At 57.1% G+C, this 25837-nt stretch carries 25 protein-coding genes; 16 read left to right on the top strand and 9 right to left on the bottom strand.

Translation table 11 applies throughout. From position 1 onward, the window contains the following. The first annotated feature begins 97 nt into the window (after positions 1-97). Together N6P30_RS02810 and N6P30_RS02805 are read left to right on the top strand one after the other, a co-directional pair. Entirely contained in the window at positions 98-1150 is a 1053-nt protein-coding gene (locus tag N6P30_RS02810) for a patatin family protein (protein WP_023293332.1), read from the top strand. Next, positions 1147-1929 (top strand): TatD family hydrolase, encoded by a 783-nt coding sequence (locus N6P30_RS02805; protein WP_072207142.1) that lies wholly within the window; start codon positions 1147-1149, stop codon positions 1927-1929. The genes N6P30_RS02810 and N6P30_RS02805 overlap by 4 nt, the downstream gene beginning before the upstream one ends. On the opposite strand, the gene N6P30_RS02800 is transcribed toward N6P30_RS02805, so the two are convergent. Then, the gene (locus N6P30_RS02800) at positions 1924-2784 is read right to left on the bottom strand and encodes a YjjW family glycine radical enzyme activase (RefSeq protein ID WP_023293330.1); all 861 of its coding nucleotides are present in this window, start codon (positions 2782-2784) and stop codon (positions 1924-1926) included. The two genes, N6P30_RS02805 and N6P30_RS02800, sit on opposite strands and share 6 nt — an antisense overlap. After that, complete coding sequence (locus N6P30_RS02795) at positions 2759-4306, bottom strand: YjjI family glycine radical enzyme (RefSeq protein WP_023293329.1); 1548 nt, start codon at positions 4304-4306, stop codon at positions 2759-2761. Before N6P30_RS02795 ends, N6P30_RS02800 begins: the two co-directional genes overlap by 26 nt. Positions 4307-4568: 262 nt before the next feature. On the opposite strand from N6P30_RS02795, the gene deoC reads away from it, so the two are divergent. From deoC to deoD, 4 genes are all read left to right on the top strand, one after another. Then, positions 4569-5348 (top strand): deoxyribose-phosphate aldolase, encoded by a 780-nt coding sequence (gene deoC / locus N6P30_RS02790; RefSeq protein WP_023293328.1) that lies wholly within the window; start codon positions 4569-4571, stop codon positions 5346-5348. Positions 5349-5449: 101 nt separating this feature from the next. Further along, positions 5450-6772, top strand: a complete 1323-nt coding sequence (deoA, locus tag N6P30_RS02785) for a thymidine phosphorylase (protein WP_021240582.1) — start codon at positions 5450-5452, stop codon at positions 6770-6772. 53 nt (positions 6773-6825) lie between these two features. After that, positions 6826-8049: a phosphopentomutase gene (gene deoB, locus N6P30_RS02780; RefSeq protein ID WP_014882457.1), complete on the top strand. Its 1224-nt coding sequence runs from the start codon at positions 6826-6828 to the stop codon at positions 8047-8049. A gap of 103 nt (positions 8050-8152) precedes the next feature. Further along, on the top strand, positions 8153-8872 hold the full coding sequence (gene deoD / locus N6P30_RS02775; RefSeq protein WP_003856538.1) for a purine-nucleoside phosphorylase: 720 nt from the start codon (positions 8153-8155) through the stop codon (positions 8870-8872). 54 nt (positions 8873-8926) lie between these two features. On the opposite strand, the gene lplA is transcribed toward deoD, so the two are convergent. Beyond that, entirely contained in the window at positions 8927-9943 is a 1017-nt protein-coding gene (lplA, locus tag N6P30_RS02770; RefSeq protein WP_023293326.1) for a lipoate--protein ligase LplA, read from the bottom strand. Between the two features lie 39 nt (positions 9944-9982). Further along, complete coding sequence (locus N6P30_RS02765) at positions 9983-10627, bottom strand: YtjB family periplasmic protein (protein WP_008502067.1); 645 nt, start codon at positions 10625-10627, stop codon at positions 9983-9985. A 117-nt stretch (positions 10628-10744) separates the two neighbouring features. Here N6P30_RS02765 and serB point away from each other — a divergent pair, with 117 nt between their 5' ends. From serB to nadR, 3 genes are all read left to right on the top strand, one after another. Then, positions 10745-11713 carry a phosphoserine phosphatase gene (serB, locus tag N6P30_RS02760; RefSeq protein WP_021240580.1) on the top strand — a complete coding sequence of 323 codons (969 nt, stop codon included), beginning with the start codon at positions 10745-10747 and terminating at the stop codon, positions 11711-11713. A gap of 74 nt (positions 11714-11787) precedes the next feature. After that, positions 11788-13173 (top strand): DNA repair protein RadA, encoded by a 1386-nt coding sequence (gene radA, locus N6P30_RS02755; protein WP_023293325.1) that lies wholly within the window; start codon positions 11788-11790, stop codon positions 13171-13173. Between the two features lie 35 nt (positions 13174-13208). After that, entirely contained in the window at positions 13209-14441 is a 1233-nt protein-coding gene (nadR, locus tag N6P30_RS02750; RefSeq protein WP_006810194.1) for a multifunctional transcriptional regulator/nicotinamide-nucleotide adenylyltransferase/ribosylnicotinamide kinase NadR, read from the top strand. Between the two features lie 53 nt (positions 14442-14494). Here the strand turns inward: nadR and N6P30_RS02745 are convergent, their stop codons facing one another. Then, on the bottom strand, positions 14495-15496 hold the full coding sequence (locus N6P30_RS02745) for a zinc-binding alcohol dehydrogenase family protein (protein WP_023293324.1): 1002 nt from the start codon (positions 15494-15496) through the stop codon (positions 14495-14497). Between the two features lie 108 nt (positions 15497-15604). Here N6P30_RS02745 and N6P30_RS02740 point away from each other — a divergent pair, with 108 nt between their 5' ends. Then, positions 15605-16504: a LysR family transcriptional regulator gene (locus N6P30_RS02740; RefSeq protein ID WP_021240577.1), complete on the top strand. Its 900-nt coding sequence runs from the start codon at positions 15605-15607 to the stop codon at positions 16502-16504. Positions 16505-16596: 92 nt separating this feature from the next. On the opposite strand, the gene ettA is transcribed toward N6P30_RS02740, so the two are convergent. Continuing rightward, positions 16597-18264 carry an energy-dependent translational throttle protein EttA gene (gene ettA / locus N6P30_RS02735; RefSeq protein ID WP_021240576.1) on the bottom strand — a complete coding sequence of 556 codons (1668 nt, stop codon included), beginning with the start codon at positions 18262-18264 and terminating at the stop codon, positions 16597-16599. A 227-nt stretch (positions 18265-18491) separates the two neighbouring features. Between ettA and sltY the strand changes: the two genes are divergently transcribed. Beyond that, positions 18492-20429, top strand: a complete 1938-nt coding sequence (gene sltY, locus N6P30_RS02730; RefSeq protein ID WP_023293323.1) for a murein transglycosylase — start codon at positions 18492-18494, stop codon at positions 20427-20429. Positions 20430-20484: 55 nt separating this feature from the next. Continuing rightward, positions 20485-20811 (top strand): trp operon repressor, encoded by a 327-nt coding sequence (gene trpR, locus N6P30_RS02725; protein WP_021240574.1) that lies wholly within the window; start codon positions 20485-20487, stop codon positions 20809-20811. On the opposite strand, the gene yjjX is transcribed toward trpR, so the two are convergent. Next, positions 20808-21323 (bottom strand): inosine/xanthosine triphosphatase, encoded by a 516-nt coding sequence (yjjX, locus tag N6P30_RS02720; protein WP_008502058.1) that lies wholly within the window; start codon positions 21321-21323, stop codon positions 20808-20810. The two genes, trpR and yjjX, sit on opposite strands and share 4 nt — an antisense overlap. A 50-nt stretch (positions 21324-21373) precedes the next feature. Between yjjX and gpmB the strand changes: the two genes are divergently transcribed. Further along, positions 21374-22021, top strand: coding sequence for a 2,3-diphosphoglycerate-dependent phosphoglycerate mutase GpmB (gene gpmB, locus N6P30_RS02715; RefSeq protein WP_008502057.1), 648 nt, complete (start codon positions 21374-21376; stop codon positions 22019-22021). Here the strand turns inward: gpmB and robA are convergent. Beyond that, on the bottom strand, positions 22018-22887 hold the full coding sequence (gene robA, locus N6P30_RS02710) for an MDR efflux pump AcrAB transcriptional activator RobA (RefSeq protein ID WP_008502056.1): 870 nt from the start codon (positions 22885-22887) through the stop codon (positions 22018-22020). The genes gpmB and robA overlap by 4 nt on opposite strands. 211 nt (positions 22888-23098) lie before the next feature. On the opposite strand from robA, the gene creA reads away from it, so the two are divergent. Then, entirely contained in the window at positions 23099-23572 is a 474-nt protein-coding gene (creA, locus tag N6P30_RS02705) for a protein CreA (RefSeq protein ID WP_023293322.1), read from the top strand. A gap of 46 nt (positions 23573-23618) precedes the next feature. On the opposite strand, the gene arcA is transcribed toward creA, so the two are convergent. After that, positions 23619-24335: a two-component system response regulator ArcA gene (arcA, locus tag N6P30_RS02700; protein WP_003856501.1), complete on the bottom strand. Its 717-nt coding sequence runs from the start codon at positions 24333-24335 to the stop codon at positions 23619-23621. A gap of 95 nt (positions 24336-24430) precedes the next feature. Between arcA and yjjY the strand changes: the two genes are divergently transcribed. Then, on the top strand, positions 24431-24571 hold the full coding sequence (gene yjjY, locus N6P30_RS02695; protein ID WP_085928893.1) for a protein YjjY: 141 nt from the start codon (positions 24431-24433) through the stop codon (positions 24569-24571). Positions 24572-24970: 399 nt separating this feature from the next. Continuing rightward, positions 24971-25657, top strand: a complete 687-nt coding sequence (locus N6P30_RS02690; RefSeq protein ID WP_023293321.1) for a tRNA/rRNA methyltransferase — start codon at positions 24971-24973, stop codon at positions 25655-25657. Positions 25658-25837 lie beyond the last annotated feature (180 nt).

Raw genomic sequence — 25837 nt, 5'->3', positions numbered from 1 at the left:
AATAAAGCCAGTCACTGTGACTGGCTTTTTCTTATTTGCGTAACAGGTCGGGTGCGTTACTGTGGTGTTATAAAATAATCAAAACAGGAAAGCAGAGGTGGGGCAACGAATTCCCGTTACGCTCGGCAATATTGCGCCGCTGACGTTAAAACCGTTTCGCGCGGGTCAACTCGCGCTGGTCTGCGAGGGTGGCGGACAGCGCGGCATTTTCACCGCTGGCGTGCTGGACGAATTTATGCGCGCGCAGTTCAACCCCTTTGACCTTTACTTCGGCACCTCTGCCGGGGCGCAGAACCTCTCTGCCTATGTCTGTAACCAGCCCGGCTACGCGCGAAAGGTCATCATGCGCTACACCACGGCGAAAGAATTTTTTAACCCGGTGCGGTTTGTGCGCGGCGGCAACCTGATCGATCTCGACTGGCTGCTGGAGTCAACCTCCAGCCAGATGCCGCTGGCCATGGATACTGCCGCCCGTCTGTTTGATAGCGGTAAACAATTCTGGATGTGCGCCAGCCGGGGCGATGACTATTCCCCGGGCTATTTTTCGCCTCAGAAAGAGAACTGGCTGGACATCATCCGCGCCTCCAGCGCGATCCCCGGCTTTTATCGTACCGGCGCCCTGCTGGACGGTATTAGCTATCTGGACGGGGGGATCAGTGACGCGGTGCCGGTGCAGGAAGCCGCCCGTCGCGGGGCGAAAACCATTGTGGTGATCCGTACCGTACCGTCGCAAATGTATTACACCCCGCAGTGGTTTAAGCGGATGGAGCGCTGGCTGGGCGACAGCAGCCTGCAGCCGCTGGTGAACATCGCGAAGCAGCATGAAACCACCTACGGCGCGATGCAGCGCTTCATTGAGAAACCGCCGGGCAAGCTGCGTATTTTTGAAATTTATCCGCCTAAGCCGCTGCTGAGCATGGCGCTGGGCAGCCGCGTTCCTGCGCTGCGCATGGATTACAAAACGGGGCGGCTGTGCGGGCGCTACTTCCTGGCGACGGTGGGGAAAATGCTGGCAGAGCAGCCGCCGCTTCATCGCCATAAACGCATTATTACGCCGCCTGCGATTGTCGCCAACGACGCCCTGACGGTGCCGCTGGTGGACATTCCGCAGGCGAATGACGCTTTACTGGATAACGAGGATCTGGCGTGATGCACCGCTTTGTCGATACCCATTGCCACTTTGATTTCCCGCCGTTTACGGGAGATGAAGAGCAAAGCATTGCGAAAGCGGCCGAGGCAGGCGTTCAGGCCATTATTGTGCCTTCAGTGGAAGCGGCTTACTTTTCCCGGGTGCTGGATCTTGCTGCACAGCACCCCGCGCTCTATGCGGCGTTCGGCCTGCATCCGATCGTGATTGAGCGGCATCGGGATGAGGACATTGAGCGACTTGATGAGATAGTGCAGACCGCAGGCGACAAGCTTGTCGCCATCGGTGAGATCGGCCTCGATCTTTATCGCGAGCATCCGCATTTTGAGCGCCAGCAGACGATCCTCGACGCGCAGCTCAGGCTGGCGAAGCGTCACGATCTGCCGGTGATCCTTCATTCAAGACGCACACACGATAAGCTGGCAATGCACCTGAAGCGTATCGATTTGCCGCGTAAGGGCGTCGTGCATGGTTTCTCAGGCAGCCTGCAGCAGGCGCAGCGTTTTATCGAGCTGGGCTACAAAATCGGCGTTGGGGGCACCATCACCTATCCGCGCGCCAGCAAAACCCGGGACGTGATGGCACAGCTGCCGCTGTCGGCGCTTCTGCTGGAAACCGACGCGCCGGACATGCCGCTGAACGGTTTTCAGGGCCAGCCGAATCGTCCGGAACAGGCGGCGCGCGTATTTGCCACCCTGTGCGAACTGCGAAAAGAGACTGAAGAGGCCATAGCCGGTGCGCTGCTGGAAAATACGCGTTCGGTATTTGGCATCACGCTATAGATAAAGCGCCGGACGGATCACCGTTATCTTCTGTTTTTCCAGCGCCCGCGCCAGCGGTTCAACGTCTTCCGGCGTGGCGCTGCGCCATGACGCCGCCTCACCGTACACGCCATGCGCATGAAACGCGTTGAGGCGCACCGGCACGTTTCCAAGCCCGTGGATAAACGCCGTCAGCGGCTTCAGATGTTCCAGATAATCACACTGTTCCGGAATCACCAGCAGGCGGAGCTCCGTTAAACGATTACGATCTGCCAGCCAGCGGATACTCTGCTTGATCTGCGGGTTTTCGCGCCCGGTCAGGAAGCGGTGGTGTTCGTTCCCCCATGCTTTCAGGTCCAGCATCGCGCCATCCAGTACCGGCAGCAGCCTTTGCCAGCCGGTTTCGCTTAACAAACCGTTGCTGTCGACCAGGCAGGTCAGATGATTCAGGGCGGCATCGGCTTTGATCGCTGAGAATAGCGTCACTAAAAACGGTAATTGCGTTGTGGCCTCACCGCCGCTCACGGTGATCCCCTCGATAAACGGTGCGGATTTGCGGATCTGTGAAAGGATCTCCTCCACGCTCAGGCGGTGCGCCATAGGCGTTGCCTGCTGCTGGCACAGGTGCAGGCAGGTGTCGCACTGCTGGCAGTCACTCTCCTGCCACCAGACGCGTCCCGCCTGTATGGTCAGTGCGTCGTGCGGGCAGTGGGGCACGCAGTCCCCGCAGTCGTTGCAGCGGCCGATCGTCCACGGGTTGTGGCAGGTTTTACAGCGCAGGTTGCAGCCTTGCAGGAACAGGGCCAGGCGGCTGCCCGGCCCGTCCACGCAGGAAAAAGGGATGACCTGACTAACTAAAGCGCATCTGCTGTTCATGGCTTATCACGCGCGGCTGACGTTCCAGAATACGGGTATTGCGCGCGGCTTCTTCACCCAGCCAGGTGGTATTGGTGCGCGATCCGGCTTCCCGGTACTTCTCCAGATCCGACAACCGCACCATATAACCGGTGACGCGCACCAGATCGTTGCCCGCGACGTTGGCGGTAAACTCGCGCATCCCCACCCTGAACGCGCCGAGACAGAGCTGGACCACCGCCTGCGGGTTACGTTTTACCGTCTCATCCAGCGTCAAAATATCGCTGATCCCGGAAGCGTAGTGCTTGTGATGCGGCGCCACCGCCAGCAGGTGGCTGATGGGATCCGGCTCGTCGCCGTAGGGCAGGCGCGCGCCCGGCGTGGTGCCCGAGTCAGAGCTGATCCCCGACTGCGCATGCAGCATCGCGCGCTGCTTCCAGCCGTGTTTCACCGGCGTGTTTTCGACAAACGCCGCAAGCTGTTCGCTGATGCGATAGCCCAGCGCGTTGGCCTGCTCGTCTTTGCCGTAACGCCCAGTCATCCCGGCTTTCTCACAGAGCACGTTTACCGCTTCTGCCAGGCCGTACATGCCAAACATCGGCACAAACCGATCGGCATCAATCAGCCCCTCTTTCACCAGGAAGCTATTCTCAAAGAAGCCGGATTGTTGATACAGGAAATCGCAGCGGGCATCGATGATGGCCATTTGCTGCTGGCAGTAATGCGGGAGGGCGCGGCTGAAGAAGTCTTCCATTGACGTACTGTGTTCGGCGATGGCCTTAAGGTTGAGGCGCACCAGGGTGCTGCCACCGCCTGCCAGAGGCAGGGAGTTGTAACAGCTCACTACGCCGTAATGGCCTTTTGTGAAAATTTTATCATTCACCGGGCCATTAGAAATATGCGGTTTGCTGCATTCACATAGGTTTTTCGCCACCTCAAGCAGCAAATCATCCGGGGTGTTCGCTGGATCATAAATAAAGGTCAGGTTCGGCGCGACCTGCTTCAGCTCTGCATCGGCACGCAGAATGGCACGCGTGACGGGGGTATCTTCCGGCCCGATATTGGCATGCATAAAGGCATCGGGCAGCGTACGGTCGAGATAGCGCCAGAAACGTTTTATTCGGCTATTGATTTCTTCTTGTGTTAGAATTCTAACATAAGGTTGCAGCAACGCATCAAGCTGACCGAGATAGACCGGCATCGATGTGACGGACGGAACATGGTGGTAGAGGATGGTTAACAGTGAGAGGGCGTCGTCGAGATCTTTTGCCCCTTCCAGCTCCAGCCAATCTGAACCATTAGCCAGAAATTTTGCGTAATCCGGCAGAACGTAACGGGGTTTGTAAGGCGCATGGCCTTCGAACATGTCGCAGATGAACCCCTCGTCCAGCGCGGCGCGCGCAGCTTCAGGAAGTGCCGGATACGGCAGGTTGTTTTCCGCTTCCAGCGCCAGAAAATGACGTTTTTGTTCCGGGGATAACGCCGGGCTTGTCACAATCTGCTGGCAACGTTGTTGCAGGGCGTCGGGGCTGGAGTGGGACATGTTCGCTTCCTTGAGTGTTCTGCGGATGATGAACGGATTGTAGAAAGCCTGCCTGTCGGCACTTTTGATCCGACAGGGGGTATCGCTGCTTTAGTCGGCAATATGCGCGCTAAAGTTTGAAGAAGATCGCATTACAGTAATGCAAATTTGCACGCAGTTTTCATTAACTGTGATGAATGTCGAAGTGTGGATGCGGGTGGATGTTAGAATACTCACAGACCCGCAAGGTAAAATTTATACGGCACTGCCGTTGGAGAATGTTATGACCGATTTAACTGCAAGCAGCCTGCGCGCGTTGAAACTGATGGACCTGACCACCCTGAACGATGACGACACCAATGAGAAAGTCATCGCCCTGTGCCATCAGGCGAAAACGCCGGTGGGCAACACCGCAGCCGTCTGTATCTACCCGCGCTTTATCCCGATTGCCCGTAAGACGCTGAACGAGCAGGGCACCCCGGACGTGCGCATTGCTACCGTCACTAACTTCCCGCATGGCAACGATGATATCGAGATTGCGCTGGCAGAAACCCGCGCGGCGATTGCCTACGGCGCAGACGAAGTGGACGTGGTGTTCCCGTACCGCGCGCTGATCGCCGGCAACGAGCAGGTCGGTTTTGACCTGGTGAAGGCCTGTAAAGACGCGTGTGCGGCGGCAAACGTGCTGCTGAAAGTGATCATCGAAACCGGCGAGCTGAAAGAAGAGGCGCTGATTCGTAAAGCCTCTGAAATCTCCATCAAAGCCGGTGCGGATTTCATTAAAACCTCTACCGGTAAAGTACCGGTAAATGCGACCCCGGAAAGCGCGCGTATCATGATGGAAGTGATCCGCGACATGGGCGTGTCCAAAACCGTGGGCTTCAAACCTGCGGGCGGCGTGCGTACCGCGGAAGACGCGCAGCAGTTCCTGGCGATTGCCGACGAGCTGTTTGGCGCCGACTGGGCCGATTCCCGTCACTACCGCTTCGGCGCCTCCAGCCTGCTGGCCAGCCTGCTGAAAGCGCTGGGTCACGGCGACGGTAAGAGCGCAAGCAGCTACTAAGTTTGAATTGCCGGGTGGCGCTACGCTTACCCGGCCTACCCGGATCGTGGTCGGGTAAACCGTACCCGCCACCATTCACCCGATTCCTCATGGGGGTTACCGTGTTTCTCGCACAAGAAATTATTCGTAAAAAACGTGATGGTCATGCATTAAGCGACGAAGAGATCCGCTTCTTCATCAACGGCATTCGTGATAACACCGTCTCTGAAGGGCAGATTGCGGCTCTGGCGATGACCATTTTCTTCCACGATATGTCGATGCCTGAGCGCGTGTCGCTGACCATGGCGATGCGAGATTCAGGAACCGTTCTGGACTGGAAAAGCCTCAACCTTAACGGCCCGATTGTGGATAAACACTCCACCGGCGGCGTGGGCGACGTGACCTCCCTGATGCTTGGCCCCATGGTGGCAGCCTGTGGCGGTTATATCCCGATGATCTCCGGGCGCGGCCTGGGCCACACCGGCGGTACGCTCGACAAGCTGGAAGCTATTCCGGGCTTCGATATCTTCCCGGATGACAACCGCTTCCGCGACATTATTAAAGACGTTGGTGTGGCGATTATCGGCCAGACCAGCTCTCTTGCTCCGGCAGACAAGCGTTTCTACGCGACCCGCGACATCACCGCGACCGTTGACTCCATCCCGCTGATCACCGCCTCTATCCTGGCGAAGAAGCTGGCAGAAGGGCTGGACGCGCTGGTGATGGACGTGAAGGTAGGCAGCGGCGCGTTTATGCCAACCTATGAACTCTCTGAGGCGCTGGCCGAAGCGATCGTTGGCGTCTCCAACGGCGCGGGCGTGCGCACTACCGCACTGCTCACCGACATGAACCAGGTGCTGGCTTCCAGCGCCGGTAACGCCGTCGAAGTGCGCGAAGCCGTCCAGTTCCTGACAGGCGAATACCGCAACCCGCGTCTGTTCGATGTCACCATGGCGCTGTGCGTGGAGATGTTAATCTCCGGCAAGCTGGCCAAAGACGACGCCGACGCCCGCGCGAAGCTACAGGCGGTACTGGACAACGGCAAAGCGGCGGAGATCTTTGGCCGCATGGTTGCGGCGCAGAAAGGCCCGACCGACTTCGTCGAAAACTATGCGAAGTACCTGCCGACCGCGACGCTCAGCAAAGCGGTGTATGCCGACAGCGAAGGATTTGTCTCGGCAATGGATACCCGCGCGCTGGGTATGGCGGTCGTGTCTATGGGCGGCGGCCGTCGTCAGGCGTCAGATACCATTGATTACAGCGTCGGCTTCACCGATATGGCCCGTCTGGGCGACAGCGTTGACGGCCAACGTCCGCTGGCGGTGATCCACGCCAAAGATGAAGCCAGCTGGCAGGAAGCGGCGAAAGCGGTGAAGGCGGCTATTACGCTTGACAATAAAGCGCCGGAAACCACACCGACTGTCTATCGCCGTATCACCGAATAGCGGTATACTGATCTGATCGATAATTTTTGAAGCACTACGTACGGAGAACAATTATGAAACGTGCATTTATTATGGTGCTGGACTCATTCGGCATCGGCGCAACCGAAGATGCAGAACGTTTTGGTGACGTGGGTTCCGATACCATGGGTCACATCGCGGAAGCCTGTGCGAAAGGCGAAGCGGATAACGGTCGTAAAGGCCCTCTGACTCTACCAAACCTGACCCGCCTTGGGCTGGTGAAAGCGCATGAAGGCTCTACCGGTAAAATCGCAGCCGGTATGGACGGCAACGCGGAAGTCGTGGGCGCCTATGCCTGGGCGCACGAGCTCTCATCCGGTAAAGACACCCCGTCTGGCCACTGGGAAATCGCCGGTGTGCCAGTGCTATTCGACTGGGGTTACTTCTCCGATCACGAGAACAGCTTCCCGCAGGAGCTGCTCGATAAGCTGGTGAAGCGTGCCAACCTGCCGGGTTACCTCGGCAACTGCCACTCTTCCGGTACCGTGATTCTGGACCAGCTCGGCGAAGAGCACATGAAAACCGGCAAGCCGATTTTCTACACTTCTGCTGACTCCGTGTTCCAGATTGCCTGCCACGAAGAGACCTTTGGCCTGGATAAACTCTACGAGCTGTGCGAAATCGCCCGCGAAGAGCTGACCGAAGGCGGCTACAACATCGGCCGCGTGATCGCGCGTCCGTTTATTGGTGACAAAGCGGGTAACTTCCAGCGTACCGGTAACCGTCACGATCTGGCCGTTGAGCCGCCGGCGCCAACCGTGCTGCAGAAGCTGGTCGATGAGAAAGACGGTCACGTGGTGTCCGTGGGTAAAATCGCGGATATCTACGCTAACTGCGGTATTACCAAAAAGGTCAAAGCGACCGGTCTCGATGCGCTGTTCGATGCCACCATCAAAGAGATGAAAGAAGCGGGCGACAAGACCATTGTCTTCACCAACTTCGTGGACTTCGACTCCTCCTGGGGTCACCGTCGCGACGTCGCGGGTTATGCTGCGGGTCTTGAGCTGTTCGACCGCCGCTTGCCGGAGCTGATGGAGCTGGTGGGTGAAGATGACATTCTGATCCTGACCGCGGACCACGGCTGCGATCCAACCTGGACCGGTACCGACCACACCCGTGAGCACATTCCGGTGCTGGTGTACGGCCCGAAAGTGAAGCCGGGTTCGCTGGGTCACCGTGAAACCTTCGCGGACATTGGCCAGACCCTGGCGAAATACTTTGGTACGTCTGACATGGAATATGGCAAGGCCATGTTCTGATGTCATTGCCCGGTGGCGCTTCGCTTACCGGGCCTACGGTTTTGTAGGCCGGGTAAGGCGTAGCCGCCACCCGGCAAAAACAACAAGTTAAAAGGAACTGAAGATGGCAACTCCTCACATTAATGCAGAAATGGGTGATTTCGCTGACGTCGTATTGATGCCGGGCGACCCGCTGCGCGCGAAGCACATTGCAGAAACCTTCCTGGAAGACGTGCGTGAAGTGAACAACGTTCGCGGCATGCTGGGCTTCACGGGTACTTATAAAGGCCGCAAAATCTCCGTTATGGGCCACGGCATGGGTATCCCATCCTGCTCCATCTACACCAAAGAGCTGATCACCGATTTCGGTGTGAAGAAAATCATCCGCGTGGGCTCCTGCGGTGCGGTGCGTATGGACGTTAAGCTGCGTGACGTGGTGATCGGCATGGGCGCGTGTACCGACTCTAAAGTCAACCGCATCCGCTTTAAGGATCATGACTTTGCGGCCATCGCTGACTTTGACATGGTGCGTAACGCGGTTGACGCGGCAAAAGCGCTGGGCGTTGACGCGCGCGTGGGCAACCTGTTCTCTGCCGATCTGTTCTACTCGCCAGAAGGCGACATGTTCGACGTGATGGAAAAATACGGCATCCTGGGCGTGGAAATGGAAGCGGCCGGTATCTACGGCGTAGCGGCTGAATTCGGTGCGAAAGCGCTGACCATCTGCACCGTATCTGACCATATCCGTACCCACGAGCAGACTACCGCTGCCGAGCGTCAGACCACCTTCAACGACATGATCAAAATCGCGCTGGAATCCGTTCTGCTGGGCGATAAAGAGTAATTCTGTCTCTTCCCTCCCTCTCCCTGTGGGAGAGGGCTGGGGTGAGGACACCAGCTAGCGCACGGCCTGCGCAATCCACGCTGACAGCTCCCGCAGCTCATTTTCCTGCTCCGGGAAATCCCCAATTAACGCGTCACATTCCTGCTGCAGCATATCCGCCCGGTACAAACAGCCCTGCAAGCGTGCCGCAAGGGCTTCCAGTGGCCCCGGATTCAGACTGTCCGTAAACACCTGCGTGCGGGTGATATGACCTTTCTCGACGTCAAAATGCAGCTCCACGCCGCCCCAGGTAAAACGCTCATCCAGCAGATGGGAAAATGCAGGTGCCTGACCGAAGTTCCACTCCCAGCTGCTCTGGCGGGCGAAGGTTTCCGCGAAGTTTGGCAGGTCCGGGGTTTTGTCCGGTGAAATCACTTCTGCTTCCACGCGCTCGCCGTAATGCGCAAAGAACGCCTCGCGCACGGCCTCACAGATTTGCTCGTGTGTAACGCCCGGCAGCAGTTCGACCAGATTTGCCACGCGGCCGCGCACGGAGGTAATCCCTTTGGCCTGGAGTTTTTTCTTGTCGGGATTCAGGTAGTTCGCTAGGCGGCTCAGATCGGCGTTAAGAAGCAGAGTGCCGTGGTGGAACCCGCGATCCATCGTTTCGCGATAGGCGGAGCCGGACACTTTGCGATCTCCGTCGGGCGTTTTGACCACCAGATCGTTACGTCCGGAGGCTTCAGCCGTCACGCCGAGCGAATTGAGCGCGTTGAGGACGATGGACGTTGAGATGGTTTTGTCGTATTCCGGTTTGCCCGCCATAAAGGTAAAGCAGGTATTGCCCAGATCGTGGAATACCGCGCCGCCGCCGCTGCTGCGGCGCGCCAGACGGACGTTGTCCTCTTCCATACGGCGGGTGTTGCACTCTTTCCACGGGTTTTGCGCACGACCAATAACCACCGTATCGGCATTGCGCCAGAGAAACAGTACGCGCTGGGTGGCAGGCATCTGGCGGAAGATGCACTCCTCCACCGCCAGGTTAAACCAGGGATCGTAAGAGTCAGAGATAAGCAGGCGTAACGTCGACATGGCAGAGTTCCTTTTCCGAATCATCCGCCTACTTTATCACTATTCTTTCTTCTCGCTCTCTTCGTCTTCGGGGACTGACCGGCTGGCGGTCAGCAGGAACGGGGATTGCTGCCAGCGCGTGCGCTTGCCGCGAAGCAGGGTACGCGCCAGCACAACGCCGATGGCGAGTGAAAGCAGCAGCATCAGGCGCAGAATATTGGTGGTATTATCGACCTGTTTAGCTTCAGTGGGCAGGGTGTGGGTATCAAGGGTGAGGCGCAGATAGCCCAGCGGGCCATTCTTCCCCTGAATAGGTTCAACAAGCTGCTGGTTGAAGTAGCCGCCGGCTTTTTTGCCGTCCAGCGCCAGCCTGTCTCGCACGTCGACGTGCTCACCCGCGCGGGCAATCAGATTGCCTTGCTCATCATAGACACCGGCATCAAGAATGCGGCTGTTCTCCGTGAGCAGGCGTAAAACCTGGCCTATCCGCTTCTCGTCAGGCGTTTCGTTACGCATGGACGGCGCGACGTTGAGCGTGACCTGGCGTGCCAGCGTGCGGGCCAGTTCTTCAAACTGCGGGTTGCGTTGCCGTTGATGGTTCTGGCTAAACCACGATGCCCCTTGCATCAGCACCACTAAGAGTGCGAGACAGGAAAGGACAATCACGGCGCGATGGAGCCGGAATTTCAGTTTTGCGCGAGCCATATTCCACCTGCTGAAAATTTACGGCTTAATGTTGCCAGAAGTGATGGTTACAGGGTAGCCTCATGCGTTATTTTCCCTCTGCAACCTTCCGGCGCGAACGAAATTACAGGAGCTTTAATGCCGAACATTACCTGGTGTGACCTGCCAACGGATGTCTCTTTATGGCCAGGATTGCCGCTCTCTTTAAGTGGCGATGAGGTGATGCCTCTGGATTACCACGCCGGTCGTAGCGGCTGGCTGCTGTACGGACGCGGTCTGGATAAGCAACGCCTGACCCAGTATCAAACCAAACTGGGGGCCGCGATGGTCATCGTCGCCGCCTGGTGCGTGGAAGACTACCAGGTCATTCGCCTGGCGGGCTCTCTGACCCAGCGCGCCACGCGCCTGGCGCATGACGCCGGGCTGGATGTCGCACCGCTGGGTAAAATTCCGCACCTGAAAACGCCTGGCCTGCTGGTCATGGACATGGACTCTACCGCCATTCAGATCGAGTGTATCGACGAAATTGCGAAGCTGGCGGGCAGCGGCGAGCTCGTGGCTGAAGTCACCGAGCGTGCGATGCGCGGCGAGCTGGATTTCACCGCCAGCCTGCGACAGCGCGTGGCGACCCTGAAAGGGGCCGATGCCAACATTCTGCGTCAGGTGCGCGATGAACTGCCCCTGATGCCCGGGCTGACGCAGCTGGTGCTGAAGCTGCAGTCCCTCGGCTGGAAGGTGGCGATCGCCTCCGGTGGCTTCACCTTCTTCGCGGATTATCTGCGGGAAAAACTGCATCTGACCACCGTGGTGGCCAACGAGCTGGAGATCATGGACGGCAAGCTGACCGGTCAGGTGATCGGCGATATTGTGGATGCCCAGTACAAAGCCAATACGCTGACGCGCCTCGCGGAAAAATATGAAATTCCGGTTGTCCAGACCGTCGCCATCGGTGACGGCGCGAACGACCTGCCGATGATCAAAGCGGCCGGTCTGGGCATTGCCTACCATGCCAAGCCAAAAGTGAATGAAAAGACGGAAGTGACTATCCGTCACGCTGACCTGATGGGGGTGTTCTGCATTCTCTCCGGCAGCCTTAATCAGAAATAACGGTCTGCTTTGTAGGCCGGGTAAGCGTAAGCGCCACCCGGCACGCAGGCTGCACAGAAATAACGAGGTAAACCGTGGCGAAAGCTCCAAAACGCGCATTTGTCTGTAATGAATGTGGTGCGGATTATCCGCGCTGGCAGGGGCAATGCAGCGCCTGCCATGCCTGGAACACCATCACCGAAGTGCGTGGTGTGGCGGCTTCGCCGAGCGTAGCCCGCAATGAACGCCTGAGCGGCTACGCGGGCAATGCGGGCGTAGCGAAAGTCCAGAAGCTCTCGGACATCAGCCTCGAAGAGTTGCCGCGCTTCTCCACCGGGTTCAAAGAGTTTGACCGCGTGCTCGGCGGCGGCGTGGTGCCGGGCAGCGCCATCCTGATCGGCGGTAATCCCGGTGCGGGCAAGTCAACCCTGCTGCTGCAAACGCTCTGCAAGCTCGCCGAGCAGATGAAAACCCTGTACGTCACGGGCGAAGAATCACTCCAGCAGGTTGCTATGCGCGCGCACCGCCTGGGCCTGCCGACCGGCAACCTGAATATGCTGTCGGAAACCAGCATCGAGCAGATCTGCATGATCGCCGAAGAAGAGCAGCCGAAGCTGATGGTGATCGACTCCATCCAGGTGATGCACATGGCGGACATCCAGTCCTCGCCGGGCAGCGTCGCGCAGGTGCGTGAAACGGCGGCCTACCTGACGCGCTTTGCCAAAACGCGCGGCGTGGCGATTGTGATGGTGGGTCACGTGACCAAAGACGGCTCGCTGGCGGGACCGAAGGTGCTCGAACACTGTATCGACTGCTCCGTGATGCTCGACGGCGACGCGGACTCTCGCTTCCGTACCCTGCGCAGCCATAAAAACCGCTTTGGTGCGGTGAACGAGTTAGGCGTGTTTGCCATGACCGAACAGGGGCTGCGCGAAGTCAGCAACCCGTCGGCCATCTTCCTGAGCCGGGGAGATGAAATCACCTCCGGCAGCTCGGTGATGGTGCTGTGGGAAGGGACGCGCCCGCTGCTCGTCGAAATTCAGGCACTGGTGGATCACTCGATGATGGGCAACCCGCGGCGCGTGGCGGTCGGTCTGGAACAGAACCGCCTGGCAATCCTGCTGGCGGTCCTGCACCGTCACGGCGGGCTGCAGATGGCGGATCAGGACGTCTTCGTGAACGTGGTCGGCGGCGTCAAAGTCACCGAGACCAGCGCAGACCTGGCGCTGCTGCTGGCGATGGTCTCCAGCCTGCGCGACAGACCGCTGCCGCAGGATCTGGTCGTCTTTGGCGAAGTGGGCCTCGCCGGGGAAATCCGTCCGGTGCCGAGCGGCCAGGAGCGTATCTCCGAGGCGGCAAAACACGGTTTCCGTCGGGCTATCGTTCCCGCTGCCAACGTGCCGAAAAAAATCCCGGAAGGGATGCAGGTCTTTGGCGTGAAGAAACTCGCAGATGCGTTAAATGTCTTTGACGACTTATAATTACGTATTCGATTTTGCAGGAGGCACCGTAATTTATGTCATCATTTGACTACATCAAGACCGCTATCCGCCAGAAAGGCTGCACGTTGCAGCAGGTGGCAGACGCCAGCGGCATGACCAAAGGCTACCTGAGCCAACTGCTGAACGCCAAAATCAAAAGCCCCAGCGCGCAGAAGCTGGAAGCGCTGCACCGCTTTCTGGGGCTGGAATTCCCGCGTATGCAAAAGAACATCGGCGTGGTGTTTGGCAAGTTTTACCCGCTACATACCGGGCATATCTATCTGATCCAGCGCGCCTGTAGCCAGGTGGACGAGCTGCACATCATCATGGGGTACGACGAAACCCGCGATCGTCAGCTGTTTGAAGACAGCGCCATGTCGCAGCAGCCGACCGTGCCGGACCGTCTGCGCTGGCTGCTTCAGACCTTCAAGTACCAGAAAAACATTCGCATTCATGCCTTTAACGAAGAGGGTATGGAGCCGTACCCGCACGGCTGGGACGTGTGGAGCAACGGCATCAAAGCGTTTATGGAAGAGAAGGGCATTGCGCCGAACTGGATCTACACCTCTGAAGAGTCCGACGCGCCGCAGTTCCGCGAGCATCTGGGCATCGAGACGGTGCTGATCGACCCGAAACGCACCTTTATGAACATCAGCGGGGCGCAGATCCGCGAAAACCCGTTCCGCTACTGGGATTACATCCCGACCGAGGTGAAGCCGTTCTTCGTGCGCACCGTCGCGATCCTGGGCGGCGAGTCGAGCGGTAAATCGACGCTGGTCAACAAGCTGGCGAATATCTTCAATACCACCAGCGCGTGGGAGTACGGGCGCGACTATGTCTTTTCCCATCTGGGCGGCGATGAGATGGCGCTGCAGTATTCCGACTACGACAAAATCGCGCTCGGTCACGCTCAGTACATTGATTTCGCGGTGAAATACGCCAACAAGGTGGCATTTATCGATACCGATTTTGTCACAACCCAGGCGTTCTGCAAAAAATACGAAGGGCGCGAGCACCCGTTCGTGCAGGCGCTGATTGACGAATACCGCTTTGACCTGGTGATCCTGCTGGAAAACAACACCCCGTGGGTGGCCGACGGCATGCGCAGCCTCGGCAGCTCGGTGGACAGGCGGGAATTCCAGTCCATGCTGGTGGAGATGCTCAACGAAAACAACGTTGAGTTTGTGCACGTTGAAGAGTCAGACTACGACTCCCGTTTCCTGCGCTGCGTCGAGCTGGTGAAGGAGATGATGGGGGAGCAGGGGTAAGCGTTAACCGCCCTCTCCCTTTGGAGAGGGCCGGAGTGAGGGAATCAGTCCACTCAGAACTCAACCACCACTTTCCCACGCATATGCCCGTCCAGCACCTTGCGGTGCGCCTCGGTAATGCTTTCCACGCTCAGCCCGTTCAGCGTTTCACTCAGTGAGCTTTCCACCACGCCGTTATCCACCAGCTTCGCCACCTCATTGAGGATCTCACCCTGACGCGCCATATCAGCGGTCTGGTACATGCTGCGGGTGTACATAAATTCCCAGTGCAGCGCGGCGGATTTGGACTTCAGCTTGTCCTGGTTCAGCGGGTGTTCATTCTCCACGATAGAACAGATATGCCCCTGCGGTGCAATCAGGTCGCTGACCGCATCCCAGTGCCCGTCGGTGTCGTTGAGGATGAAAATGTAATCCACAAAGGGCAGCCCGTGCTTCGCCAGTTCGCCTTTCAGATCGCGGTAGTTCACCACCACATCTGCACCGCGATCGCGGCACCACCGGGCGGAATCTTCACGGGACGCCGTTGCGATCACCTTTACCTTGCTGTTGTGCTTCGCAAACGGGATCGCCAGCGATCCCACCCCGCCCGCACCGCCGATGATCAGCAGGGTTTTGTCCGCACCGGCGTCCTGAATGTTCAGCCGTTCAAACAGGCCTTCCCACGCGGTGAGCGCGGTCAACGGTAGCGCAGCGGCAGCCGCCCAGCCGAGGCTTGTCGGTTTGTGCCCGACAATGCGCGCATCGATCAGCTGATGTGTGGTGTTGCTGCCCGGACGGGTGATGTCGCCTGCGTACCACACTTCATCTCCCGGTTTGAATCCGGTCACGCCAGCCCCAACGTCTTTGACGATCCCGCTGGCATCCCATCCCAGCACGCGCGGCTCCTTCAGCCCGCTTTTAGCAATGCCCGCGTGGACTTTGGTATCGACCGGGTTAACGGAGACGGCTTTCACCTCCACCAGCAGATCGTGCTCGCCGGGCTGCGGCATCGGTGGAGTGATTTCAATGAAAGTAGAGGGATTTTCAGGGTTAACGGCGATGGCTTTAACTGACATGGTGTGCTCCTCAATGGCATGCGTTTTGTTGAGGCTAGTCTATTAAGTGGCCATCTGCGTGATAAGATGGACAATCAAGAACTCAGCGTTCGTACAGGATGAACAATCATGTTTAAACAGCTGCAGGATATGGCGCTATTCGCGCTGGTGGCCGAGATGGGCAGCTTTACCGCGGCAGCCCAGAAGGCGGAGCTGCCAAAATCCAGCGTAAGCCAGCGGATTAGCCAGCTGGAGCAGCAGGTGGGCATTCGCCTGCTTAACCGCACCACGCGCAGGCTGAACCTGACGTTTGCGGGTGAGCACTATCTGGTGCACTGCCGCGAAATGCTGGCGGCCAGCGAGCGGGCGGAGTACGCCATTCAGCGCCTGCGCGAAAACCCCAGCGGGCGGCTGCGCATCACCTGCCCGGCGGGGATTGGCGCGACGCTGCTGGCGCATATGAATGCCGAGTTCCAGCTTCGCTATCCCGAGGTTTCGCTGGACGTGTCGATCTCTGATGACGTGGTGGATCTGGTCGAGGCCGGCTTTGACGTGGCGCTGCGTACCGGCAAGCCGCAGGACTCCTCCCTGATTGGCCGCATGATCGGGCACTGCCCGCGCTACATGCTGGCCTCGCCGGACTATCTGGCGCGCCGTGGGCCGCTAACGCATCCCCGTCAGCTGGTGGAGCACCGCAGCATTACGCATCGGGCGTGGTCAGAGTGGCTTCTGCGAAGCGAGAGCGAGGATTACCGCTACCTGCCGGATAACGCGCACATGACCGATAACCTGGTATACGCCCGCGAATGTGCGATTGCCGGTGCGGGGATTACGCTCCTTCCGGCTTTTTTGCTGGAAGATAAGGTCGAGAAAGGGGCGCTGGTGCAGGTACTGCCGGAGTGGAACGTTGAAGGAAACGACCTGTGGCTGGCCTATCCGAGCCGTAAGCTCAACTCACCCGCGCTGATGAGCTATATCGACTTTGCAATGCAGTTTGATGAGGTGAAGCGGTATTACGTGGGTAAATAAAAAAGCCGGGTGGCGGCTTCGCCTTACCCGGCCTACAAACAGCGCAGAACCGTAGGCCGGGTAAGCGTGAGCGCCACCCGGCTTTTGGGCACTTACTTAGAAATACGCTTGTACTTAATACGCTTCGGCTCCAGCGCGTCGGCGCCCAGCGTGCGTTTCTTGTACTCTTCGTATTCGGTGAAGTTACCTTCGAAGAACTCCACCTTACCTTCATCCTGGTAGTCCAGAATGTGGGTCGCGATACGGTCCAGGAACCAGCGGTCGTGCGAGATAACCATTGCACAGCCCGGGAACTCCAGCAGGGCGTTTTCCAGCGCGCGCAGGGTTTCGATATCCAGGTCGTTTGTTGGTTCATCGAGCAGCAGAACGTTACCGCCCACCTGCAGCAGCTTCGCCAGGTGCAGACGACCGCGCTCACCGCCGGACAGCTCGCCCACGCGTTTGCCCTGGTCGGTGCCTTTAAAGTTAAAGCGGCCAACGTAGGCGCGGCTTGGCATCTCGGTGTTGCCGATACGCATGATATCCAGACCGCCGGAAACTTCTTCCCACACGGTTTTGCTGTTATCCATCGCGTCGCGGAACTGGTCAACGGAGGCCAGCTTCACGGTCTCACCCAGGGTGATAGAGCCGCTGTCTGGCTGTTCCTGACCGGACATCATGCGGAACAGGGTCGATTTACCCGCGCCGTTCGGACCGATGATGCCCACGATAGCGCCTTTCGGTACGGAGAAGGTCAGATCGTCGATCAGCACGCGGTCGCCGTAGGACTTACGCAGGTTGGTCACTTCAACCACTTTATCCCCCAGACGTGCTCCAGGTGGAATAAACAGTTCGTTGGTTTCGTTACGTTTCTGGTATTCGGTGTTGTTCAGCTCTTCGAAGCGTGCCAGACGGGCTTTGCCCTTAGACTGACGGCCTTTCGTGCCCTGACGCACCCACTCCAGCTCTTTCTCGATAGACTTACGGCGCGCCGCTTCCTGAGACGCTTCCTGAGCCAGACGCTGATCTTTCTGCTCCAGCCAGGAGGAGTAGTTGCCTTCCCACGGAATACCTTCACCGCGGTCCAGCTCCAGGATCCAGCCGGCGACGTTGTCGAGGAAGTAACGGTCGTGGGTAATCGCCACAACGGTGCCTTCGAAGTCGTGCAGGAAGCGCTCCAGCCACGCCACGGATTCCGCATCCAGGTGGTTAGTCGGTTCGTCGAGCAGCAGCATGTCTGGTTTTTCCAGCAGCAGGCGGCACAGCGCCACGCGGCGGCGTTCACCCCCGGAGAGATTCGCGATTTTTGCATCCCAGTCCGGCAGACGCAGGGCATCCGCCGCGCGCTCCAGCTGCACGTTCAGGTTGTGACCGTCGTGCGCCTGGATGATCTCTTCATACTTGCCCTGCTGTGCGGCCAGCTTGTCGAAGTCCGCATCCGGTTCGGCATATTTGGCATACACTTCATCCAGACCTTTCAGGGCGTTAACCACTTCGGACACCGCTTCTTCAACGGATTCGCGAACGGTGTGTTCCGGGTTCAGCTGAGGTTCCTGCGGCAGGTAGCCAATCTTGATGCCAGGCTGCGGACGGGCTTCACCTTCGATGTCTGTATCAATGCCGGCCATGATGCGCAGCAGGGTGGACTTACCGGCACCGTTGAGACCCAGAACACCGATTTTTGCGCCCGGGAAGAAGCTCAGCGAGATATTTTTAAGAATATGACGTTTCGGCGGGACAACTTTGCCGACACGATGCATGGTATAAACGAATTGAGCCACGTTGGACTTCGCCTCTTTTATCGTAATGAGAAGGAATTTCAGCCTCGAAGTGTAGCCTTTTTCCCGCCCTAATCCCAGCCAGGAACGTCGGGAGTGTTAAAACGCGCAAGAAAGGTAAAAAAGTGTCCATGACGTGGCGCGTTGCAGGATGCCTGGTTAGCATAAGTTAATGAGATTTTGACGTGGCAAGACGCTGCAATTGACGAAAAAACAAAGAGGAAGAGCTTGTGGAAAAAGCCAAACGGGTGGTCTGGCGTCTGCTGGCTGCCAGCGTATGCGTAATGGCGGTAAGCCAGGCGGTGCATGCCGATTCACTGGATGAACAACGTAACCGGTATGCCCAGATTAAACAGGCATGGGACAACAAGCAGATGGATACCGTGCAGGCGCTGATGCCGACGCTCAAGGATTATCCGCTGTATCCGTATCTGGAGTATCGTCAAATTACGGACGATCTCATGAACCAGCCCACCGTTACCGTGAATAACTTCATTCAGGCGAACCCGACCCTGCCGCCAGCCCGGAATCTTCAGTCTCGTTTTGTGAACGAACTGGCGCGTCGCGAAGACTGGCGCGGGCTGCTGGCGTTTAGCCCTGAAAAGCCGAATACCACCGAAGCGCAGTGTAACTACTACTACGCAAAATGGGTGACCGGCCAGCAGGAAGAGGCCTGGGCCGGGGCGAAAGAGCTCTGGCTGACCGGGAAAAACCAGCCGAACGCCTGTGATTCCCTGTTTGGCGCGTGGCGTGCTTCCGGCAAGCAGGATCCGCTGTCCTACCTCGAGCGTATCCGCCTGGCGATGAAAGCCGGTAATACGCGTCTGGTGACTGCGCTGGCGGGGCAGATGCCGTCCGATTACCAGACGATCTCCACGGCAGTTATCTCGCTGGCAAACGATCCCAACAGCGTCCTGACCTTTGCCCGCAGTACGGGCGCGACCGATTTTACCCGCCAGATGGCGGCGGTGGCTTTTGCCAGCGTGGCGCGTGACGATGTGGAAAACGCGCGGCTGATGATCCCGCAGCTGGTGCAGGCGCAGCAGCTTAATGAGGAGCAAACGCAGGAGCTGCGCGATATCGTGGCGTGGCGACTGATGGGCACCGATGTGACCGACGAGCAGGCGCGCTGGCGAGACGATGCGATTATGCGTTCGAACTCCACGTCGCTGGTGGAACGCCGCGTGCGAATGGCGCTGGGTACGGGCGATCGCCGTGGACTGAATACCTGGCTTGCGCGGTTGCCTATGGAGGCCAAAGAGAAGGACGAATGGCGTTACTGGCAGGCCGATCTGCTGCTGGAGCGCGGTCGTGATGATGAGGCCAAAGAAATTCTTCATACGCTGATGCAGCAGCGCGGGTTCTACCCGATGGCGGCCGCGCAGCGCCTGGGCGAGGAGTACACCTTCCGCATTGATAAAGCGCCCGCTAACGCGAATCCGGCGCTGACCCAGGGGCCAGAAATGGCGCGCGTTCGCGAGCTGATGTACTGGAATATGGACAACACCGCGCGCAGCGAGTGGGCGAATCTGGTGACCAGCCGCACCACCGATGAAAAAGCTCAGCTTGCCCGCTATGCGTTTGATAACCACTGGTGGGATCTGAGCGTGCAGGCGACGATCGCCGGTAAGCTGTGGGATCATCTCGAAGAGCGTTTCCCGCTGGCTTACAAGGATCTGTTCGATCGCTACACCAGCGGCAAAGATATCCCGCAAAGTTACGCGATGGCGATTGCCCGTCAGGAAAGCGCCTGGAACCCGAAAGTCCGTTCCCCGGTGGGTGCCAGCGGCCTGATGCAGATTATGCCGGGCACGGCGACGCACACGGTGAAGATGTTTAATATTCCTGGCTACAGCAGTCCGTCACAGCTTCTGGATCCGGATACCAACATCAACATCGGTACCAGCTACCTGCAGTATGTGTATCAGCAGTTCGGCAACAACCGCATCTTCGCGTCGGCGGCGTATAACGCGGGGCCGGGTCGCGTGCGCACCTGGCTCGGCAACAGCGCCGGACGCATCGACGCCGTGGCGTTTGTCGAGAGCATCCCGTTCTCGGAAACGCGCGGCTACGTGAAGAACGTGCTGGCCTATGATGCCTACTATCGCTACTTCATGGGGCAGAAAGATACCCTGATGAGCGATGCCGAGTGGCAGAGACGTTACTGATCGGCGTGGGTTGTGTTATGCTGTACTCGCTAATGAGTACAAGAGGCAGCATAACATGACCCAGCATTCCCCGTATTCCTCGGCAATGGCCGAACAACGTCATCAGGAGTGGCTTCGTTTTGTGGAGTTGCTTCGTCAGTCTTACGAGCAGGATTTGCATTTACCCCTGATGCAGCTAATGCTCACGCCGGACGAGCGTGAGGCGCTGGGCACGCGCGTGCGGATCATTGAAGAGTTACTGCGCGGCGAGATGAGCCAGCGCGAGCTGAAAAATGAGCTCGGCGCGGGCATCGCAACGATTACCCGCGGATCGAACAGCCTGAAGTCGGCGCCCGTTGAGCTGCGCCAGTGGCTGGAAGCGGTGTTGTTGAAAAACGCCTAACGATAGATCGCGTTATGGAACGGGCTTAACGCCAGGATCACCGCCTGGTGATAAACGCCTGAACGCGTCAGCGCACCGGCGGTAAAGACGCCAATCGCTCCTTCTTTACGGCCAATCTCATCAATGCCGGTGTACTGCGACATCACCGGCCCAAGCGCTTCACCCGCACGCACTTTTTCCAGAATGATCTCCGGCAGGGGCAGGGTGGCCGAACGCGCCTCGCCGCGCTGCTCGCGGCTTTCGATCACCACCCAGCTAAAGGTTGCGCCTTCGTCGATACCGGCTTCAATCGCCACCCAAAAGTCCGCATCCGGGGCCGCAGCTCTGGCATTTGCCACGCGATTTCGTGCGCCAGCGCGCGTTTCCTCGCTGCCAAACGGCTGTTCAGGAACGCCACTCTCGACGCCGATGGCCTCAATATGGCAGGATCCTGCGCCGAAGATCTCGTCAAATGCCCTTAGAATTGCCTGAATTTTGGCAGGATTAGTGGTAGCAGAGACAACATGGTGCATAATTAAGCTCGATTCAAAAAAAACTCAACGCAGTATAACGGAAAAAAAGCATGTTACAGGTATACCTTGTTCGCCACGGTGAAACGCAGTGGAACGCCGAGCGACGTATTCAAGGCCAGTCAGACAGTCCTCTCACTGAGAAGGGTGTGCAGCAAGCGTGGCAGGTGGCGGAACGCGCCAGAACGCTGGGCATTACCCACGTGATTACCAGCGACTTAGGTCGCACACAGCAGACGGCGCGCATCATCGCGGACGCCTGCGGCTGTGACGTCATGCTTGAGCCGCGCCTGCGCGAGCTGGATATGGGCGTGCTGGAAAAACGCCATATCGATACGCTGACGGAAACGGAAGAGGGCTGGCGCCGCACGCTGGTAAACGGTACCGAAGATGGCCGTATTCCTGAGGGCGAATCCATGCAGGAGCTCAGCGTACGTATGCATGCCGCCCTGGCGGAATGTCTGAAGCTCCCGGCGGGAAGCCGTCCGCTGCTGGTGAGTCATGGGATTGCGTTGGGATGCCTGGTGAGCACCATTCTGGGACTACCGGCTTACGCTGAGCGCCGTTTGCGTCTGCGCAACTGCTCCATTTCCCGAATTGATTATCAGGAGAGCGCGTGGCTGGCGTCAGGTTGGGTGGTGGAGATGGCGGGGGACATTTCGCATCTCGATGCCCCTGCGCTTGACGAACTGCAGCGTTAACGACGTATCGGAATCAAGAATTCCATACGCAGATTGATTGGGCCTTCTTCCGGTTTGGCATCCTGCGCCGGGTAGTAGCGCTCAATGTCCTGACCCTTACGGCGATTCAGATTCAGCATCGGCATGCAGGTTCCGTAAACGGTCAGGATGAACTCCTGAACGCCCGTTCCCAGCCCTTCATAGGCGAACATCACGTATTCACCGCCTTCCAGCACGACAGGTTTTGAACCCTGAATGTAGCCATTGGCCATCTCTGGCGTCAGCGCGGTGGTGTAGAACACCTCCTGCTCGTCGTCCTTTTCCTGGCTTGGGTGCGTTTCGTTGAGACCATACAGAATAGGCGGGATCGCCGGTGCGTGGCTCAGGAAGTCGCGCCAGAACTGGACGCGCATCTGATGACGGAACTCGGAAATCTGCTCCAGCGAACAGGAGTAGCTCTGCGTCGTGCCGATCAGATGGGTTTCCGGCAGGGTAATAATTTCATACTTCGGCATCGCGAACTCGCCCAGACGCAGCGGCGGACGCATGCCAAACGAGCTCCAGTCAGGCGAGCGACGATACAGCGCTGGCGTCAACGAGAACTGTTTTTTAAAGGCGCGGGTGAAGGTCTGCTGCGAATCGAAACGATATTGCAGGGCAATATCCAGAATCGGGCGCGCGGTCAGGCGCAGAGCCACAGCAGATTTCGATAAACGACGTGCGCGAATATAGGCCCCGATAGCATGACCGGTGACATCCTTGAACATCCTTTGCAGATGCCACTTGGAATAGCCTGCTTTAGCCGCCACATTATCCAGTGACAAAGGCTGGTCGAGATGACCTTCCAGCCAGGTGAGCAGGTCGCGAATAATTCCAGCCTGATCCATATACTATCCTCATCCTTAAAACAGCAGGTGCCTGATAACAGGTTAGCGGATAATAGCATTTTTTGATGTTTTAGCATTCAGTGTTTTTTTTGCGCATTCATGCTTTTTGTAGGGCATTATGGGCAAATATATTCTAATCCTGTGATCTTGCTACATTTTTGTCTAAAGTGTTGAATAATCGCTCAGTGTAATTTTAAAGAATGGTAACAATATGAAATACAAGACTTTGCTCTTCACCGCGCTGATGTTGATGGCCGGGCGCGTGGCACAGGCGGAACAGATAGGTTCTGTCGACACCGTGTTCAAAATGTTTGGCCCGGACCACAAAATCGTGGTGGAGGCGTTTGACGATCCGGACGTGAAAAACGTCACCTGCTATGTCAGCCGTGCGAAAACGGGCGGTATCAAGGGCGGTCTGGGGCTGGCGGAAGACACCTCCGATGCGGCGATCTCCTGTCAGCAGGTGGGCCCGGTTGAATTGAGCGATAAAATTAAAAACGGCAAAGCGCAGGGCGACGTGGTATTCCAGAAACGAACCTCGCTGGTGTTCAAAAAGCTGCAGGTTGTGCGTTTCTATGATGCCAAACGCAATACGCTGGCTTACCTGGCCTATTCCGATAAAGTGGTAGAAGGTTCACCGAAAAACGCGATCAGCGCGGTGCCGATTATGCCGTGGCGGGAATAAAAAAAACGGCGCAAATGCGCCGTTTTTTAATGCGTTAACTGCGGGATTACTCCTGCAGGTCACCGCAGAAACGGTACCCTTCGCCGTGGATCGTGGCGATGATTTCCGGCGTATCTGGCGTAGATTCGAAGTGCTTACGAATACGACGGATGGTGACGTCTACGGTACGGTCGTGCGGCTTCAGCTCACGGCCGGTCATTTTCTTCAGCAGCTCTGCACGGGACTGGATCTTGCCCGGGTTTTCGCAGAAGTGCAGCATCGCGCGGAATTCACTGCGCGGCAGTTTATACTGCTCGCCGTTCGGGCTAATCAGCGAACGGCTATTGATATCAAGTTCCCAGCCGTTGAATTTGTAGCTATCGACGCTACGACGCTCTTCGCTGACCGTGCCCAGGTTCATGGTGCGGGACAGCAGGTTGCGTGCACGAATGGTTAACTCGCGAGGGTTGAACGGCTTGGTGATGTAATCATCCGCACCGATTTCCAGGCCAAGAATTTTATCAACTTCGTTGTCACGGCCCGTCAGGAACATTAACGCGACGTTCGCCTGCTCGCGCAGTTCGCGCGCCAGAAGAAGACCGTTTTTGCCCGGCAGGTTAATATCCATGATCACCAGGTTGATATCATTTTCAGAAAGGATCTGATGCATCTCTGCGCCATCGGTCGCTTCAAAGACATCGTAGCCTTCTGCTTCGAAAATGCTCTTTAACGTGTTGCGTGTTACCAACTCGTCTTCAACGATAAGAATGTGCGGGGTCTGCATGTTTGCTACCTAAATTGCCAACTAAATCGAAACAGGAAGTACAAAAGTCCCTGACCTGCCTGATGCATGTCGCAAATTAACATGATCGGCTTAACGTGACTAAAGTACGTAATTGCGTTCTTGATGCACTTTCCATCAACGTCAACAACATCATTAGCTTGGTCTTGGGTACTTTCCCTTTGGACCCGACAGTGTCAAAAACGGCTGTCATCCTAACCATTTTAACAGCAACATAACAGGCTAAGTGACACCAGACACCCAATAAAACTACGCTTCGTTGACATATATCAAGTTCAATTGTAGCACGTTAACAGTTTGATGAAATCATCGTAGCCGAATGCTAGCCTTTGTCACAATTTTTCAATAAACCAACTAGTTGCAGACATTGATTTATAAACGAAGCGAATCCAATCAGAATAGAGTATTCATGTTACTATTATCATTATAAAACATAGGGATAATAGTGTTCTGTTAACATTCTAACTGATTGTTCAGACACAGAATAGTTTAGCGTTTTTAATTTGTTATGAAACGCTATTTCGGTGATTTGTGTTGCAATTTTGTAAATTCGCGCTGCGTAATATGTTGAAGTGCATCACATTTTTACCGGCTAACTGATTAAAAAGAGAGCATAAATGCATCTGTCGATTGTACTGGTTGCACCAGCCAGAGCAGAAAATATAGGCGCAGCGGCGCGTGCGATGAAGACCATGGGTTTTACCGATTTACGTATTGTGGACAGCACGGCCCATCTGGAGTCAGCCGCCCGGTGGGTGGCGCATGGTTCGGGAGATATTCTCGATAATATAACCACTTACGCTACGCTTGCCGACGCGCTGCATGACATTTCGTTTACCGTTGCAACCACCGCGCGCAGCCGGGCGAAGTTCCACTATTACGCCACGCCTGCTGAACTGGTACCCATGCTCGAAGAGAAAAGCCAGTGGCTGGAGAAAGCCGCGCTGGTATTTGGACGTGAAGATTCCGGATTAACCAACGAAGAGCTGGAATTGGCGGACGTTCTTACCGGTGCGCCGATGGTGGCCGATTATCCTTCCCTGAATTTGGGCCAGGCGGTCATGGTCTATTGCTATCAATTAGCCTCCCTAATGCAAATCCCTCAACCTCAGCCAGAAGCGGCAAATGAAAATCAGCTGGCCGCGCTGCGAACTCGCGTGCAGGGGCTGTTATCGAGCCTTGGCGTCGCGGACGATCAGAAAATGGCCGACTGGCTGCAGCAGCGTCTTGGTCGTCTTGAGCAACGGGACACCGCCATGTTGCATCGTTTGCTGCACGATATTGAAAAAAAATTGGCCGAGTAAAATACTGCCATAAGTTTTTACTATGGCGAATAAGTCTGTCTGAACGGGTTGCGTTTGGGGTAATCGGATGAAAATAAAGCGGCACGCAGCGGGACCTGAGAGTCTCCCAAAATGTGATCAAATTAAAAATCCATTGACTTAAGGGGCCCGATCCTTTAACCCTAAAAGAATACAGCACAG

Source organism: Enterobacter sp. PL1, assembly GCF_945957325.1.
In the GTDB taxonomy this organism is placed as follows: Bacteria; Pseudomonadota; Gammaproteobacteria; order Enterobacterales; family Enterobacteriaceae; genus Enterobacter; species Enterobacter roggenkampii.
The sequence above is the reverse complement of the archived record's forward strand: the minus strand, read 5'-3'. Positions and strand labels throughout refer to the sequence as shown.

Excerpts from the sequence above, each read along its gene's own strand:
- nadR (WP_006810194.1), top strand. The coding sequence starts at position 13,209 with ATGTCATCATTTGACTACATCAAGACCGCTATCCGCCAGAAAGGCTGC.
- N6P30_RS02765 (WP_008502067.1), bottom strand. The coding sequence starts at position 10,627 with ATGGCTCGCGCAAAACTGAAATTCCGGCTCCATCGCGCCGTGATTGTC.
- N6P30_RS02740 (WP_021240577.1), top strand. The coding sequence starts at position 15,605 with ATGTTTAAACAGCTGCAGGATATGGCGCTATTCGCGCTGGTGGCCGAG.
- lplA (WP_023293326.1), bottom strand. The coding sequence starts at position 9,943 with ATGTCGACGTTACGCCTGCTTATCTCTGACTCTTACGATCCCTGGTTT.
- creA (WP_023293322.1), top strand. The coding sequence starts at position 23,099 with ATGAAATACAAGACTTTGCTCTTCACCGCGCTGATGTTGATGGCCGGG.
- N6P30_RS02800 (WP_023293330.1), bottom strand. The coding sequence starts at position 2,784 with ATGAACAGCAGATGCGCTTTAGTTAGTCAGGTCATCCCTTTTTCCTGC.
- deoC (WP_023293328.1), top strand. The coding sequence starts at position 4,569 with ATGACCGATTTAACTGCAAGCAGCCTGCGCGCGTTGAAACTGATGGAC.
- N6P30_RS02690 (WP_023293321.1), top strand. The coding sequence starts at position 24,971 with ATGCATCTGTCGATTGTACTGGTTGCACCAGCCAGAGCAGAAAATATA.
- deoB (WP_014882457.1), top strand. The coding sequence starts at position 6,826 with ATGAAACGTGCATTTATTATGGTGCTGGACTCATTCGGCATCGGCGCA.
- deoD (WP_003856538.1), top strand. The coding sequence starts at position 8,153 with ATGGCAACTCCTCACATTAATGCAGAAATGGGTGATTTCGCTGACGTC.
- gpmB (WP_008502057.1), top strand. The coding sequence starts at position 21,374 with ATGTTACAGGTATACCTTGTTCGCCACGGTGAAACGCAGTGGAACGCC.
- robA (WP_008502056.1), bottom strand. The coding sequence starts at position 22,887 with ATGGATCAGGCTGGAATTATTCGCGACCTGCTCACCTGGCTGGAAGGT.
- yjjX (WP_008502058.1), bottom strand. The coding sequence starts at position 21,323 with ATGCACCATGTTGTCTCTGCTACCACTAATCCTGCCAAAATTCAGGCA.
- arcA (WP_003856501.1), bottom strand. The coding sequence starts at position 24,335 with ATGCAGACCCCGCACATTCTTATCGTTGAAGACGAGTTGGTAACACGC.
- trpR (WP_021240574.1), top strand. The coding sequence starts at position 20,485 with ATGACCCAGCATTCCCCGTATTCCTCGGCAATGGCCGAACAACGTCAT.
- serB (WP_021240580.1), top strand. The coding sequence starts at position 10,745 with ATGCCGAACATTACCTGGTGTGACCTGCCAACGGATGTCTCTTTATGG.
- N6P30_RS02795 (WP_023293329.1), bottom strand. The coding sequence starts at position 4,306 with ATGTCCCACTCCAGCCCCGACGCCCTGCAACAACGTTGCCAGCAGATT.
- N6P30_RS02745 (WP_023293324.1), bottom strand. The coding sequence starts at position 15,496 with ATGTCAGTTAAAGCCATCGCCGTTAACCCTGAAAATCCCTCTACTTTC.